Annotated in this window: 12 protein-coding genes and 1 pseudogene; 10 read left to right on the top strand and 3 right to left on the bottom strand. The window is 68.1% G+C overall.

Features of this window, described 5'->3' with window-relative positions; translation table 11 throughout:
- Nucleotides 1-148 precede the first annotated feature (148 nt).
- The 4 genes from ACZLZQ_RS13115 to ACZLZQ_RS13100 are packed head-to-tail and all read left to right on the top strand — an operon-like array spanning nucleotide 149 to nucleotide 6,393.
- A complete protein-coding gene (locus ACZLZQ_RS13115) occupies nucleotides 149-2,044 on the top strand; it encodes a TolC family protein (RefSeq protein ID WP_472949725.1) in 1,896 nt (631 codons plus the stop codon).
- Nucleotides 2,045-2,103: 59 nt separating this feature from the next.
- Nucleotides 2,104-2,850, top strand: coding sequence for an efflux RND transporter periplasmic adaptor subunit (locus ACZLZQ_RS13110; RefSeq protein ID WP_472949724.1), 747 nt, complete (start codon nucleotides 2,104-2,106; stop codon nucleotides 2,848-2,850).
- Entirely contained in the window at nucleotides 2,843-4,228 is a 1,386-nt protein-coding gene (locus ACZLZQ_RS13105; protein WP_472949723.1) for an efflux RND transporter periplasmic adaptor subunit, read from the top strand. Before ACZLZQ_RS13110 ends, ACZLZQ_RS13105 begins: the two co-directional genes overlap by 8 nt.
- The gene (locus tag ACZLZQ_RS13100; RefSeq protein ID WP_472949722.1) at nucleotides 4,225-6,393 is read left to right on the top strand and encodes an HlyD family efflux transporter periplasmic adaptor subunit; all 2,169 of its coding nucleotides are present in this window, start codon (nucleotides 4,225-4,227) and stop codon (nucleotides 6,391-6,393) included. Before ACZLZQ_RS13105 ends, ACZLZQ_RS13100 begins: the two co-directional genes overlap by 4 nt.
- A 4-nt stretch (nucleotides 6,394-6,397) precedes the next feature.
- On the opposite strand, the gene ACZLZQ_RS13095 is transcribed toward ACZLZQ_RS13100, so the two are convergent.
- Nucleotides 6,398-7,153, bottom strand: coding sequence for an IclR family transcriptional regulator (locus tag ACZLZQ_RS13095; protein WP_472949721.1), 756 nt, complete (start codon nucleotides 7,151-7,153; stop codon nucleotides 6,398-6,400).
- A complete protein-coding gene (locus tag ACZLZQ_RS13090; RefSeq protein ID WP_472949927.1) occupies nucleotides 7,150-8,574 on the bottom strand; it encodes an MFS transporter in 1,425 nt (474 codons plus the stop codon). The genes ACZLZQ_RS13095 and ACZLZQ_RS13090 overlap by 4 nt, the downstream gene beginning before the upstream one ends.
- Nucleotides 8,575-8,795: 221 nt before the next feature.
- Here ACZLZQ_RS13090 and ACZLZQ_RS13085 point away from each other — a divergent pair, with 221 nt between their 5' ends.
- The 3 genes from ACZLZQ_RS13085 to ACZLZQ_RS13075 all read left to right on the top strand — a co-directional run bounded on the left by ACZLZQ_RS13085 (nucleotide 8,796) and on the right by ACZLZQ_RS13075 (nucleotide 10,930).
- Nucleotides 8,796-9,392, top strand: a complete 597-nt coding sequence (locus tag ACZLZQ_RS13085) for a sigma-70 family RNA polymerase sigma factor (protein WP_472949720.1) — start codon at nucleotides 8,796-8,798, stop codon at nucleotides 9,390-9,392.
- Nucleotides 9,379-10,149 carry an anti-sigma factor family protein gene (locus ACZLZQ_RS13080; protein WP_472949718.1) on the top strand — a complete coding sequence of 257 codons (771 nt, stop codon included), beginning with the start codon at nucleotides 9,379-9,381 and terminating at the stop codon, nucleotides 10,147-10,149. The genes ACZLZQ_RS13085 and ACZLZQ_RS13080 overlap by 14 nt, the downstream gene beginning before the upstream one ends.
- Before the next feature lie 61 nt (nucleotides 10,150-10,210).
- Entirely contained in the window at nucleotides 10,211-10,930 is a 720-nt protein-coding gene (locus tag ACZLZQ_RS13075; protein WP_472949717.1) for a Bax inhibitor-1/YccA family protein, read from the top strand.
- 133 nt (nucleotides 10,931-11,063) lie between these two features.
- Here ACZLZQ_RS13075 and ACZLZQ_RS13070 read toward each other — a convergent pair whose 3' ends face one another.
- Complete coding sequence (locus ACZLZQ_RS13070; RefSeq protein WP_472949716.1) at nucleotides 11,064-12,197, bottom strand: GGDEF domain-containing protein; 1,134 nt, start codon at nucleotides 12,195-12,197, stop codon at nucleotides 11,064-11,066.
- Between the two features lie 681 nt (nucleotides 12,198-12,878).
- Here ACZLZQ_RS13070 and ACZLZQ_RS13065 point away from each other — a divergent pair.
- From ACZLZQ_RS13065 to ACZLZQ_RS13055, 3 genes and pseudogenes are all read left to right on the top strand, one after another.
- Entirely contained in the window at nucleotides 12,879-13,682 is an 804-nt protein-coding gene (locus tag ACZLZQ_RS13065) for a transporter substrate-binding domain-containing protein (RefSeq protein WP_472934057.1), read from the top strand.
- A 5-nt stretch (nucleotides 13,683-13,687) separates the two neighbouring features.
- Nucleotides 13,688-14,347: pseudogene (locus ACZLZQ_RS13060) on the top strand (amino acid ABC transporter permease); the annotation flags it as partial.
- A 74-nt stretch (nucleotides 14,348-14,421) separates the two neighbouring features.
- The gene (locus tag ACZLZQ_RS13055) at nucleotides 14,422-15,075 is read left to right on the top strand and encodes an amino acid ABC transporter permease (RefSeq protein ID WP_472949715.1); all 654 of its coding nucleotides are present in this window, start codon (nucleotides 14,422-14,424) and stop codon (nucleotides 15,073-15,075) included.
- Nucleotides 15,076-15,145: the final 70 nt, after the last annotated feature.

Genomic DNA, 15,145 nt, shown 5'->3' with positions numbered 1-15,145 from the left:
CTTACCGTCAGCCTGAGTTAAGTTTCGGTCGTTAAATCGATGAATACTTTCACTCCAAGCATAGGATGGACCGGATACGGCGGTCTGGACGATGCGTTTCCGGCGGCAAGCATTCGTCAGGAGCTTCCGCACACCAACGGGGTATTTCGTGCAGCGCCATCTCGTCCTGATCTCGCTGGCCAGCCTGCTGGCCGGCTGCACGACCCAGCCAAAGCCGTTCGGCAGTGCCCAGCACTATGCCTTCGCCACAGCACGGCTGGCCGATGTTACGGCGCTACAGGAACCCGTCTCGGGCCGCCTCGGCCTCTATGACGCCATGGCCCGTGCGCTGAAGTACAATCTGGACGCGAAGGTCGAGATCATGGCCTCGGCGCTGAAGATGCGCGAGCTGCGGCTGTCGGGCTACAGCATGCTGCCGGGCCTCGTCGCCGGCTCAGGCTATGCCGGCCGCAACACGCCCGACGCCTCGACGGCTGCGCTGCGCGATCCCAGCATCGCCAGCGCCGATCTCGGCTTCACCTGGAACATCCTCGACTTCGGCCTGTCCTACGTCCGCGCCCAGCAAGCAGCGGACGACGTGCTGATCCAGGAGGAAAAGAAGCGCAAGGTGGTCAACCGGATCATCGAGGACGTGCGCACCGCCTACTGGCGCGCTGCCAGCTACGAGCGTCTGGTCGACCGCCTCCGCGCGCTCGAGGGCCGCGTCCAGGGCGCCCTGCGCGACACCCGCAAGCTGGCCAGCGGCGACGAAACCTCGCCGCTGGTCGCCCTCACCTATGAGCGCGAGCTGATCCAGGTGCAGCGGCAGATCGAGAAGCTCGAGGGCGAGCTAAAGGTCGCCAAGAGCCAGCTCGCCGCCCTCGCCAACATCCGGCCGGGCTCGGAGTTTCGCCTCGACGTTCCCGCGCAGCGGCCGGTGGCGCTCGGTCTGCCGCGCGATACCGCGAAACTCTACGCGATCGCTGCGACCAACCGCCCGGAAATGCGCGAGATCGCCTACGAGCTTCGGGTCAACGACCGCGAGGCCGACGCTGCGATCCTCGAACTGCTGCCGAGCTTCAACCTCTATGCCGGTCCGAACTACGATTCGAACCGCTACATCCAGACCAATGACTGGGTCTCCTACGGCGCCAAGGTCAGCTGGAACCTGATGAAGCTGCTGGCCATGCCGTCCACCAAGCAGAAGATCGCGGCGCAGGAGGACCTCCTGCAGCAGCGATCGCTTTCGGTGGCGATGGCGATCATGACGCAGATCCAGGTCAGCCTGATCCGCCACGACCATCTGCAGAAATCCTACGACACCGCCCGCGGCCTTGCCGCCGTCCAGCACAAGATCGTTCGCCAGGTCCGCTCCGAGACCGAGGCGCAGCGGACCTCGGATCAAATCCTGATCCGCGAGGAGATGAACACGCTGGTGGCGGACGCCGAGATGGACATGGTCTATGCCGATCTCCAGAACGCCTATGCCAACGTCTATGCCTCGCTTGGCATCGATCCCTTCCCGCCCGGCATGAGCACGTCGCAGAGCGTGGCGGAAATCTCTTCCGCGCTGCAGGCGATGTGGTTCGAGCGCGGCGAGAAGCTCGGCGATCCCAAGGTCCGCGCCGCCGCCGGACGCAGCGTGACGATCACCGGCTCGGTTCCGGACAGAAGTGCGCCGGCGCAAAAGCGCGAGGCAGGATCACCATCGCCGCTGCCGGAAGTGCCGGACCCGACGATCACCGCTTCCATCGCGCCTGCCACCCTGGCGCCCCCGGCCGCCAGGGCCGCGTCAGCGTCGGCGGCCGAGGCCGTATCGGACACCGCCGCGGCACCGCCGCCCGAGGGCCCTGCCCCGCGCGCCGTCGCACGCCGACCTCGCGCCCCGTCGCGCCCGCCGGAAGCTGCGGCGCCGCCCGCTTCCCCACCGCTGCTCGGACCCGGATCCGAAGCGCCCGCGCTGCGCGGTGCCGTCTCCGCGGCAGCGGAGGATCCGGATGGCCCGGCCTTGGCGGTGCTTGTCGCTGCGGCAACCCCAGACGGCGACGCATCACCTGCACGCTGATGTTCGAGACCGCCCCGATCCTCGGAGAAGGGCCTGAACTGTCGAGACTGGAATTTCCCATGCGCCTGCCGAAGCGGCTGATCTGTCTTGCCGGAGCCGCGACGCTCGCGCTGTCCGCTGCCGCGCCCGCATGGGCCGATGATGCCAGCCTTCGCGGCATTGTCCGGGCGGTGAACGAGGCGTGGATCTCGAGCGATCTCGGCGCACCGATCGCCGTGCTGCCGCTGCGCGAGGGCGAGGCCTTCGTTAAGGGCGATCTCCTTGCCGGGTTCGACTGCGCGGGTCTTGCCGCCGAGCTGAAGTCGGCCGAGGCGAAGCTTCGGGGCGAACAGATCACCTTCGAGAACAACCTCCGCCTCGCCAAGTCGCGGGCGGCGGGCCGCGTCGAGGTGCAGCTGTCCGAGGTGAAGGCCGCCCAGGCCGCGGCCGACGTCGAGGCCTACCGCGCCAAGTACGGACAGTGCGAGGTCCGCGCGCCTTATGCCGGCCGCATCGGCCAGCTGCGCGCCCATGCGCACGAGATTCCCGTGCGCACCGAGCCGATGATGCAGATCGTCGGCGTCGAGGAACTCGAGATCGACATGCTGCTGCCGGCGGCCTGGCTGCGCTGGCTGGCGCCAGGCACGCGGTTCACGCTCGCGATCGACGAGACCGGGGCGCCGGTCGAGGCAGAGGTCGCGCGCATCGCCGCGGTCGTCGATCCCGTCAGCCAGACCGTCAAGGTCATCGGCCGCTTCACCGGCGGCACCGAGGGCGTGCTGCCCGGCATGAGCGGCCCTGCGGGCTTCGTCGTGCCGCATGGTTGAGCCGGTCCGGATCACCGCGGCCGTTCCAGCGCGGCAGCCCACTGCTGTCCCGGCGCCGGAAAGACGCCAGCCGCTGGAGATGCTGCTGCAGATCGAGGCGGAGGCGCGGCGCGCCCCGACGGTCGCCGAACTCGCCTTCCTCGCAGCCAACGAGACGCTGCGCCTCTCCCGCGCGCGTCAGATCTTCGTTCTCGCCGCGAGGGGTCCGGGTTTTCGCATCGCCTCGGTGTCCTCGATCGGCCAGGTCGACCGCAACGCCTTGCGCATCCTTTGGATCGAGAGCGTCGTCGACGCGCTCGCCGCCGATGTCGGGCTCGACCAGCCGCGCGAGTTCACCTTGCCGGCCTATGGCGACGCGGATCCAGTTGAAGCCGGCAGCTATCCCTTCCGCTATCTGCGCTGGCTGCCGTTCCGCTTGCGCGACGGCCACGTCTTCGCCGGCATGCTGCTCGCCCGCGAGATCCCCTGGAACGAGGCGGATGATCTGGTAACCGCGCGCCTCGCCGAGACCTATGCGCATGCCTGGTCCTCGCTCGCCGGGCCGCGTCGCCTGAAGCAGCGCATCGCCATGCGGCCAACGCTCGCCGCCGCCGCTTTCGGCCTTGCGATCCTCGCGATTTTCCCGGTCTCGCTGACAGTGCTTGCGCCCGCCGAAGTCGCCGCGATCGGGCCGCGCATCGTCGCTGCCCCGCTCGACGGCGTGATCCGCGAGATCCGCGTCGAGCCGAACCAGGCGGTCGCGGAAGGCGACATCCTCCTCACCATGGCCGACACGGTGCTGCGCAACGAGCTGGCGGTGGCCGAGCGCGACGTCGGCGTGGCGCTGGCCGGCTTCAAGCGGATCAGTCAGGCCGCGATCGGCGACGCCAAGATGCGGGCCGACCTTGCCGTCGCCCGCACCGAGCTGGAGCTCGCCACCGCCAAGCGCGACTACGCCCGCGACCTCTTCGAGCGCAGCACCGTGCGCGCGCCCGCCGCAGGGATCGCCGTCTACACCGAAAAGCGCGACTGGATCGGGCGGCCGGTCTCGACCGGCGAGCGCATCATGGAAATCGCCGACCCGAACCGGCTGGAGCTGAGGATCGACGTGCCGGTCGCCGATGCCATCGCGCTCGGCGTCGGCGCCAGGGTGCGCGCCTTCCTCGATTCCGATCCCCTCCGCCCGGTCGCGGCCCAGCTGCGCTCGGTCTCGTTCGAGGCCCGTCGGATCGAGGACAATACGCTGGCCTACCGCAGCTATGCCGCGGTCGAGGGCGACAGCCCCGCGATGCGCCTCGGCGTGCACGGGACCGCCCAGGTCGCCGGCCAGACGGTGCCGCTCGCCTATTATCTGTTCCGCCGGCCGATCGCCGCGATCCGGCAGTGGATCGGGCTGTGACAACGGCAGCCCTCGCGGCGCCGAATGCGCCGCCATATGCGACGCCAAATGCCCCGGCGGACGTGCCGCTGCCGGCGCTGCGCGAGGACCTCTCGATCCAGCGGGGCGGCGTCGGCTATTCCGGCGCGCCGGTCTGGATCGTCCAGGATCCGCTGCGCGGCAAGTTCTTCCGCGTCACCTTCGAGATCTTCCAGCTCTTGTCGCTGTGGAACGCCAGCCGCACGCTGCAAGGACTCCGCGCCGCGGTCGAGACACGCTTCGGGCGCAGCATCGAGGCCGACGAGGTCGCGGCCGTCCTGCGACTGCTTGATGCGCGGCACCTCCTGGCGCAGCCGGTCTCCGGCTGGAAGACGCTGCATGCCGCCGCCACCCAGCGCCATTCGCTGACGATGAGCGTCGTCCACAACTACCTCTTCTTCAAGATCCCGCTGGTCCGGCCGGAGCGCTTCCTGCGGGCGACCTGGCCCTCTGTCGCGGTGTTCTGCACGCGCTGGTTCCTTACCGCCGTCGCCCTCATCGGTCTCGCCGGCCTCTACCTCGTCTCGCGCCAATGGGATGCCTTCGTCGGCTCCATTCCGCACGTCTTCACGCTCGAGGGCGCAGCCACCTCGCTCCTCGCCGTGGTGCTGATCAAGGCCCTGCACGAGCTCGGACATGCCTATTCCGCGCATCGTTTCGGCTGCCGCGTTCCGACCATCGGCGTCGCGATGATGCTGATGATGCCGCTTCTCTATACCGACGTCACCGAGGCATGGCGGCTGCGCTCGCGGGCCCAGCGCTTCTGCATCGATGCCGCGGGCGTCGCCGTCGAGATGGCGGTCGCGGCGATCGCGCTCTTCCTCTGGGTGTTCGTGCCGGACGGCGCGGTGCGCAGCGCCCTGTTCGTGCTGGCGGCGACGGGCTGGATCCTCAGCCTTCTCGTCAACGTCAATCCGTTCATGCGCTTCGACGGCTACTACATGTTCGCCGACCTCCTCGGTGTCGAGAACCTGCAGCCGCGGGCCTTCCAGCACATGCGCTGGCGGCTGCGGAAGTTCGTGCTCGGCGTCGATCGCGGGGCTGCCGAAAGCTTCCCGCCGCGGCTCGACGCCATCCTCCTCGCCTATGCCGTGGCGACGACCGTCTACCGCGTGATCCTCTATGTCGGCATCGCGCTGCTGGTCTATCACTTCACCATCAAGCTCCTCGGCGTCGCGATGTTCGCGGTCGAGGTCTGGTTTTTCCTCGCCCGTCCCGTCTATGCCGAACTGAAGGAGTGGTGGGCGATGCGCGCCGATATCGTGACGAGCCCACGGGCCCGCCTTTCCGCAGGCCTTGCCGCCGCCGCGCTGCTCCTGTTCATGCTGCCGCTGTCGGCAAGCGTCACCGCCCCCGCCCTCCTGGAACCCGCCCGCTTCGTCCGGCTCTATCCCGCCGAGCCCGGCCGGGTCGAGCGTGTCGCGGTGCGCGAGGGTCAGGCGGTCCGCCAGGGCGACGTCCTGTTCACGCTCGCCGCGCCCGCCCTCGACCAGGAGCGCTGGCTGACCGAGATCGGCACAGCGCTCGCCGAGCGGCGGCTGGCGCGCATTGGGGCGAGCGCCGAGGACCTGTCGGAGAAGGCGCTGAACGACAGTCGCCTTGCCAGCCTTTCGGCGAAGGCCGTCGGCATCGCCGAGCGGACCGCGGATCTGACGGTGCGCGCGCCGTTCGACGGCGTCGTCAGGGAGATCAACCCGGACATCGCTCCCGGCCGCTGGGTCTCGCGCAAGGAACAGCTCGGCTATCTCTCGGCCGATCAGGACGGCTTCATGGTCCGCGGCTACGTGGCGGCGGGTGCGCGGGCGCGCCTCGACATCGGGGGGGCCGGACGCTTCGTCCCGGACGACGTCAGCCGGCCGGCTGTCGACGTCGCGGTCGAGAACCTCGGCATTGCGGGCCTCGCGGACGTCGGCATCGCCCAGCTCGCCTCGAAGCATGGCGGCAAGTTCGCCGTGCACGAACTCGCCGGCGGCCGCCTGACCCCCGTCGATCCCGCCTACGACGTCGCCGCCCGCGTTCGCGGCCCGATCCTGCCGGAAACCCAGACGGTCAGCGGCATCCTAATTCTCGACGCCGCTCCGCAGAGCATGGCGAGCCGTGCCGTCCAACAGATCCTGCGTGTTCTGGTGCGCGAGGCCGGCGCCTGAGGCTTCAGGCCTCGGGCAAGCCGCTGAGTGGCGCGACCGTTGCGATCAGCAGCGCCGCGTCGCCGCCGAGCAGCACGCTGCAGCGCGCCGCCGCCGCGCGCAGCGCTTCCTCGATCGATGCCCGTGCTTCCTCGATCCGGCGGCGTGGCCCGCCGACGGTGAGCGCGCCGATCAGCACCTGGCCGACGCCGAATACCGGCGCCGAAACGCTGGCGAGGTCGGGATCGCGCTCGCCCGCCGTCGACCAGCTGCCGCGGGCGCGGATAGCCGGATAGTCTTCGCCCTCAGTGCCGAGGAAGGCGGCGAGCACCCGCCCCGTGGCGCCGCCCGGCAAGGGATGCGTATCGCCCACCCGCACGCGGTAGCCGAGCGAGCGGTCGACATTGACCCGGTAGAGGCAGACCCGCTGGTCGCCGTCGGCGACGTAGAACCCGGCGCTCTCGTTGACGATCGCCGTCAGCGCCCGCATCTCCGGAAGCAGCACGTCGCCGGGCACCTGGGTGTTGCGGTAGACGGCGCCCAGCCGGAAGGCCGAAGCGCCCATGCGGTAGCGGCCATCCGGCAGTCGCTCGAGGTAGCGCCGCCGCAGCAGCGTCTCCGCCAGCCGCAGCAGGGTGCTCTTGTGCAGGCCGGTTCGGTCGGCGAGCGTCGCCAGCGTCAGCGGGCCGTCATCCATAGAGAAGGCTTCGAGCAGGCCGAGCGCCCGCTCCACCGCCTGGACGCCGCCCTCGGGGCTCTCGGGCTTGCCCGTGTCGCTCACCGTGAAAGCCCCCCTCCCGGCGCCGGAACGGCAGCCAGATCCTCGTCCGACGCGGCATTGCGCGAGAGATTGGGGCCGACATGGCCGAGCCGCAAGAGGCTGACACATGCCCCCAGCATCGCCGTCCCGGCGGCGACGAAAAGCGAGATCTCAGCCCCGTCCATGCCGTAGCGCGCGAGGAGAAGGCCGACGATCGCCGTCCCGGTCGCCTGGCCGGACAGCCGGGCGGTGCTGAGCATGCCGCTGGCCGCGCCGCTGCGCGATTTCGGCGCGGCGCCGATCATCGTGCGGTTGTTGGGCGACTGGAACAGGCCGAAACCCACGCCGCAGAGCGCCATCCGCCAGACGATGTCGGCGATCCCCGGCTGTGCCGGCAACAGGCCGAGCGCAACAAGGCCCCCCGCCAGGAGGACAAGCCCAATGCCGCCGAGAAGGCCGGGGGCGTGTCGGTCGGACAGCCGTCCGGCGATCGGCGCCGCGATTGCCACCGCGATTGGCCAAGGCGCCATCAGCAGCCCGACGGTCACCGGCGGGAAGCCATAGCGGCTGAACAGGAGGAAAGGCAGCGCTACCTGCGCCATCATATGCGCGGCAAAGGAAGCGATCGAGGTGCCGATTGAGAGGGCGAAGATCGGCTTGGCCAGGAGATCCAGCGGGAGCAGCGGCAGCGGGTTCGGCAGTTCGCGCCGCACCAGGAGGACCGCGGCCACGAGGCCGACGCCGATCTGCAAGGCGACGAGCGTGAGGTCGACGCCATGACCGATGCTGTCGACGCTGGTGATCAAGAGGCCGAACATCGCCGCGCTGAGGAGCGCCGCCGTGACGTCGAAGCGGCGTGGCGACAGGTCGCTGTCCGGCAGCGCCCGCACTGCCAGCACGGCGGCCAGCGCGCCGAAAGGCACGTTGATGGCGAACAGCCAGGGCCAGGACGCCCAGTGCAGCACGAAGCCGGCCAGGGTTGGCCCGATCGTCGAGGCGACGGCCACCACCATCGCGTTCATGCCGATCGCCGTGCCGAGCCGCGCCTTGGGGACGATGTAGCGGATCACCGCAGTGTTGATGCTCATCAGACCGGCCGCGCCGAACCCTTGCGCGATCCGCGAGAGCGTCAGCACCGGCAGCGACGGCGACAGCGCGCAGGCGAGCGAGGCCAGAGTGAACACGGCGAGCCCGGCGCTGTAGACCCGGCGATAGCCGTAGATCTCGCCGAGGGCGGCGAAGGGCAGCAGCGAGATCACCAGCGCCATCTGGTAGCCGTTGACGATCCAGATCGAGCTCGCCGGCGTGACGCCGAAGTCCGCCGCGATCGCCGGCAGCGCGACGTTCGCCACCGAGCTGTCGATGACGGCCAGGCTGATGCCGATGATCACCGTCGCCAGCGCCCATTGCCGCCGTGGCGATTCCAGTCCGTCCGTGTGCATGCCATCACCCGTTGCCGAACGCGCCAGAAATAGAACGTCGTTTCGTCTAGCGAAATACTCCTCGCTGCATTTGAAGGAAAGGCCGAAACTGTTCATCTCCGCAGAATCCAGACCCATGCCCGAGAGACCCGCCACGGGGTGAATGCAGCCCTCCTCGACGACACGGTAAAAAAATCTGGCCGCCGGTGGATGGGAATCCGGCGGGCGCCGTATACCCGGTCATGAAGGACGAAAACCTCGACGTCACAGGACAGCTCGGACCGCTGCGGCGCTATGCGCTGTCGCTGACGCGGCATTCCGCCGATGCCGAGGATCTGGTGCACGACACGCTGGTCAAGGCGATCGAGCGGCAGGCGCAGTTCCGGCGGGGCCACAACCTCCGGACCTGGCTCCTGTCCATTTTGCACAACGCCTTCGTCGACCAGAAGCGGGCGCGCCGCGCGGAAACGCTGCGCAGTGCCGAGTTCGGTCGCAGCACCGAGACGGCCGCTCCCGCAGGCCAGGAGCATTCGGCCCGCCTTGCCGACGTGCGCGACGCCTTCCTGTCGCTGCCGGACGACCAGCGCGCCGCGTTGCACCTCGTTTCGATCGACGGGCTATCCTACGAGGACGCTGCAGCAGCGCTCGGCGTGCCCGTCGGCACCGTCGTTTCGCGCATCTCGCGCGCCCGCGCCCGGCTGCGGGCGATCGAAGACGGCACCGCCGCGGGAGCCAACGTCATTCCGCTGCGTGCCCCCGAGTCCCCGCGAGAATCGTCCGCGCGAGTGTCGCCGCGGCAAACCCCGCTTGCCCTTGGAGGTGTCGATGACAACGCCTGACCCGATTATCGAGACCGACCTCGTTTCCTATGTCGACGGCCAGCTGTCGCCAGAACGGCAGATCGCGGTCGAGGCGCATCTGGCGAGCCAACCCGCGCTTGCCGCCCGGATCATGGCGGACCTGCGTGGCCGGCACGAACTGAAGCTGGCGCTGGCCGAGCCGCCGCTGCCGGGAAGTCTTGCCACTGTCGAGGCCGCCCGCCGGCTGGAGCGCACGCTCGGCCGCCGCCGGGTCGGCGCCAGCCTGCGCCGCGTTGCGGCCGTCGGCCTCTTCATCGCCGTCGGCTGGCTGGCGCACGCCGAGATGGGCCCGCTCGGCGTGCGCGAGGTTTCCGCGTCGGCGCAGCCGCCGGGCTTCGTCGGTGACGCCGTTCTCGCCCACCGCACCGCCGCCGTCAGCGCGAAAATGCCGTCGCACGGCGGCACCAGCCGCTACGCGCCGGCCGAAATCCTCGCCGCCACCGCCATCGCCATGCCGAAGCTGCCGGCCGACTGGACCGTGACGGACGTGCAGCTCTTCCCCTCGCCTTTCGGCCCGAGCGTCGAGATGGCGGTCGAGACCGAGCTCGGATCGCTATCGGTCTTCGCCGTGCGGCCCGGACGGTTCGACGTTGTGGAACCCCGCACCACCACCGATGACGGCGTCACGGCGGCCTACTGGCAAGTCGGCGAGGTCGGCTACGCGCTGGTCGCCGACGCCGCCCCGCGCGAAGCCCTCGGCCGCGCCGCCGTAGCGCTCGCCCGTACCCTCTACTGAAGGCCGCGGCCCTCGGGCCAAGCTTTCGGTCGATCTCCCCCACCCACCAAGGAGCTTCCTGATGAACACACCCACTCAATCCGGCTGGGGCGCACAAACCGCCCAGCAGTCCGGCGTCATCTTCGACGAGGGCCTGCGGCAGCATATGCTGCGCGTCTTCAACTATATGGGCCTCGGCCTCGTGGTCACCGGCTTGGTGGCCTACGTCGTCGGCACGACCCCGGCGCTTTACGTGCCGATCTTCTCCTCGCCGCTGAAGTGGGTAGTGATGCTGGCGCCGCTCGCCTTCGTCCTGGTCTTCTCGTTCAAGATCCAGACCATGTCGGCCGCTACCGCCCAGTTCGCCTTCTGGGCCTTCTGTGCCGTCATGGGCCTGTCGCTCGCCTCGGTGTTCCTGGTCTTTACCGGCGCCAGCATCGCCAACACCTTCTTCATCGCCGCGGCGATGTTCGGCGCGACCAGCCTCTACGGCTACACCACCAAGCGCGACCTGACGAAGATGGGCTCGCTCCTGATGATGGGCCTCATCGGCGTCGTCATCGCCAGCGTCGTCAACATCTTCATCGGCTCGTCGGCGCTGCAGTTCGCCGTTTCGGTGATCGGCATCATCGTCTTCACCGGCCTGACCGCCTGGGACACCCAGAACATCAAGGAGCAGTATGCCGAGAACTTCTCCGAGGAGTCCCGGCAGAAGATGGCGGTGTTCGGCGCCTTCTCGCTGTTCCTCAACTTCGTCAACATCTTCCAGCTCTTGCTGAACTTCACGGGCGAGCGCGAATAGCCCTTCAGCCTTCATCAACCGACAAAGATGGCCCCGGCGTTTGCCGGGGCCATCTTTGTTTGGGAGGCATGCATCGCGCCGATAGCGCGAGCATTTGTCGTCAGGGACAACAGACCGCCGGCACGGGCCGGTTTCAAGCGACCAAAGTGGCTGACGTCGGCTGGTCGAAGATGCGCACCGCGTTGCGCCCGGCGATCTTCGCCGCATAAAGCGCGATGTCCGCGCGCCGCGCCACCGCCTCGTAGCTGTCGCCGTCCTGCACCCGCGCCAGACCGACGCTGCCGCCGAGACTGACGCTGCCGCGGGAGATCACGATCGGCTGGGCGAGCGCGGCGACCAGCGCGTCTGCCACGGCAGCGGCGCAGCCCGCGGCGGTGCCGGTCAAGAGCATCGAGAACTCATCGCCGCCTGTCCGCGCCATCAGCTGCCCCGCCGGCGCGCCGTCCACCAGCCGCCGGCTTACCTCACGCAGCACCTCGTCGCCGGTCTCGTGCCCATGCGTGTCGTTGATCGGCTTGAAATGGTCGAGGTCGATGGCCAGCAGCGTCGCATGCCCCTCAGCCTCGGCAACGAGCGGCATGAACTTCTCTTCGAAGTGCCGGCGGTTCCAGAGACCTGTCAGGAGATCGGTCCGGGCGATCCGGTCGAGCTCCCGGCGGCTCTCCAGCATCTCGCGCACGCTGTCGTACTGGACCTGGATGTTGCTGAGGATCGCCACCCAGCCGAGCAGCAGCGTCAGGGCCATCATCTGGTACATGGGGTCGCCCGTCGTCAGGCAGCCGAGGATGCCGAGCGCCATGACGATGAAGCTCTGCACGCTGGCGATCGCCGGGCGCATCGCGACATACCCGACCAGCCCGGCCGCATAGCCGCAGCCGAGACCGTAGCACCAGGCAAAGGTCGGTACGTCGCCGAGGACAGCGGAGCGGAACATCATCCCGCCGAAGGCGGCGGAGTAGAGAAAGGCGGCGAGCGCATACCGCAACTGCCAGGCCTGCAGCTCGGCGCGAGTCTCGCCACGGCGCCGACGCGACAGATAGGCCACGCTGTTGGCGATCCGCAGCGTGCCCGCTATGGCCGCCGCCACGCTGAGGGCGATGAAGACGCCATCTCCGGTCCGCAGCGAACAGTAAACCGCCGCGACCATCAGCATGGCCGTACTGAAGCAGATCGCCTTGGCGGAGGCATACATCTGGTCCAGCATCTCGCCGAAGACCCGGCCGTCTACGTCGTCGCCCCGGACCCGACGGATAATACTGCCGATCATGCTTGCCCCACTCGAACACTGCCTGAAAGCTAGCACACGATTATTAATTTACTGCGGATAGTTGCTAGCCGGCAGTGGGATAGCCAGCTCATATTCACGTAAGCTTGTCTTTCTCAGTCGGGGCTAAGAAAACTGTCGCTTATACCGCCTTGGCAAAGTCGACAAGCTGCACCTTAGACGGGAAACATTGAGCGGTGCTTCTGCAAGAATGAATCGCGGGACAAACTGCCTGCCCGGACAGATGGCCGGTAATGCACCGGGACGGGAGCGTGGTGACAGGCCGCGCCCGGCGGGAGTGCCGCGCCGCAGAGCCTTTGCAGAAGCCCTTTCAAAGGTTGCCGCCTTATGAGGCGCACTGCTCAAAACTTCGTCTTGGAAATCCGCTCGTGCCGCCGTTTCAGCGTGGATTCACGTGAGGCTTCCCGATATCGTCATATTCGACAAATCATAACCATGCCGCCCTCGGACGAACGGCAGCCGGGCTGAAACCTGAAGTATAGCCCGGCGCAATCAAAGCAACGCTGGCTCACCCCGACGCTGCGGCAAGGTGACGCGCCTGCGAGCCCAAACGGTTCGGGCCCCCCTCTCACCGGGCGCGACGCCCGGCCTTCGCGAATCCGCCGCATCCGCGTCGGTTCTGTTCCCTCGATCCAGTTCCTGCCCCTCGATAAGGACACGCCCATGCCGAACCTCACCCGCCGCGCCCTGGCGCTCCGTGCCGCCTGTGCCGCGGTCGTCCTTGGCTTCAGCCTCGGGGCAACGGCCGCCCGTGCGGATGGCGTCGACACCATCAAGTCGGCCGGTGTCCTTAATGTCGGTGTCTTCTCCGACTTCCCGCCCTTTTCCTCGGTGTCCTCCGACATGAGCCTCAAGGGCTACGACATCGACGTCGCCGAGATCCTCGCCAAGACCATGGGCGTCAAGCTGAACCTCGTCAGCGTCACCGGCCAGAACCGCATCCCGTTCCTCACCGAGAAGCGCGTCGACATCCTCCTCAGCGTCGGCCACAGCGCCGAGCGCGAGAAGGTTATCGACTTCACCAAGGCCTATGCGCCCTACTACATCGGCGTCATCGGCCCGAAGGCGCTTGCCGTGACCGACAAGGCCGGCCTTTCCGGCCACTCCATCGCGGTCAACCGCGGCACGCTGGAAGACACCTCGCTGACCGAGGCGGCGCCGAAGGATGCCGAGATCAAGCGTTTCGACAACTACAACTCGGTGATCCAGGCCTTCCTGTCCGGCCAGGCCGACATGATGGCAGTCGGCAACGACGTCGGCGCGCAGGTGCTGGCCAAGCAGACCGACCTCGCACCGGAGCAGAAGTTCCAGCTAATGAGCTCTCCCGATCACATCGCGCTGGCCAAGGGTGAGCCGAAGCTGAAGGCGATGCTCGAGGAGACGATCGACAAGCTTCTGGCCGACGGCACGCTGAACGAGATCTCGGTGAAGTGGCTGGGCAAGCCGCTGGATCCCAAGGACCTCTGAATCGCATGCATTACAGCCTCGACTTCAGCTGGCTGGCCGAGGCTGCCACGATTCTGGCGAACGGCGCCGTCACGACGATCCTCCTGATCGCCGTGGCCGCGCCGCTCGGCATCCTCATCAGCATCCTCGGCGCCAGCGGCCGCCGCAGCCGGCTGAAGCCGGTGCGCTGGCTGGTCAGCTTCTATGTCGAGCTGATCCGCAACACGCCGTTCCTGGTGCAGCTGTTCTTCATCTTCTTCGGCCTCCCCGCGATCGGCCTCCGGCTCGACGGCATGACCGCGGCGATCCTCGCCATGACCATCAATCTCGGCGCCTACGGCACGGAAATCGTTGGCGCCGGGCTAGATGCCGTTCCGGAGGGGCAAAGCGAGGCGGCAATGGCGCTCGGCCTCAAGCGCTACCGCGTCTTCGTCACCATCGTGCTGCCGCAGGCGCTGAAGGTGATATTCCCTGCCCTCACCAGCCAGCTCGTCATCATGATGTTGGAATCGGCCGTCGTCTCGCAGATCGCGGTTCGCGACCTCACCTACGAGGCTGACCTCCTGCAGGCCCGCACCTTCCGCGCCTTCGAGACCTATCTCGTCGTCACCGCCGTCTATCTCGGCCTGTCGATGGCCTTGCGGCGGTTGATGAACCTGATCGGCACCCGCTTCATCGCCCGCGGCCCCGCGCCCGAAGGGAAGACCTCCCGTGCCGCCCAGGCCGCGACCGCGCTGGCGCCGACGCCGAGGGGCGGCGCATGATCGAGTTCACCCTCTGGGACATCCTGCGAAACCTGCTCCTGGCGGCGCGCTGGACCGTTCTCCTCTCGGTCGCCGCCTTCGTCTGCGGCGGCACCGTCGGCCTTCTCGTGCTGCTCGCGCGGACCAGCCGAGGGAAACTCCTGCGCCGTACCGCGCAAGGCTACATCGCGCTGTTCCAGGGCACGCCCTTGCTGATGCAGCTGTTCCTGGTGTTCTTTGGACTGCCGCTGCTCGGACTTCGGATCGAGGCGTGGACAGCCGCCGTACTCGCGCTGACGCTGTTTGCCAGCGCCTATCTCGCAGAGATCTGGCGCAGCGGCGTCGAGGCGATCCCGGAGGGGCAGTGGGATGCCGCGCGGAGCCTCGGCTTGCACACGGTGACCCAGCTCCGGCTGATTATCCTGCCGCAGGCCTTCGCCATCACCCGTGCGCCCACGGTGGGCTTCCTGGTTCAGCTGGTGAAGAGCACGGCGCTGACCTCGATCATTGGCTTCGACGAGCTGGTCAAGACCTCCAACGCCATCAACAACGCGACCTTCGCCCCGTTCACCGTCTACGGGCTCGTCGCGCTGATCTACTTCGCGATGTGCTTTCCGCTCACCCGCTACGCCAAAGCGCTGGAGCAGCAAGCCGCGGTCGCGCGGCGCTGAAGGGGCGTCGTACGACCCAGCGGCGCATGGTATCGCCTACAGGTCGGCTCTGCGGCAATCGCCAGCAAAC

Source organism: Mesocryomonas lacus (assembly GCF_055730105.2).
The sequence above is the reverse complement of the archived record's forward strand: the minus strand, read 5'-3'. Positions and strand labels throughout refer to the sequence as shown.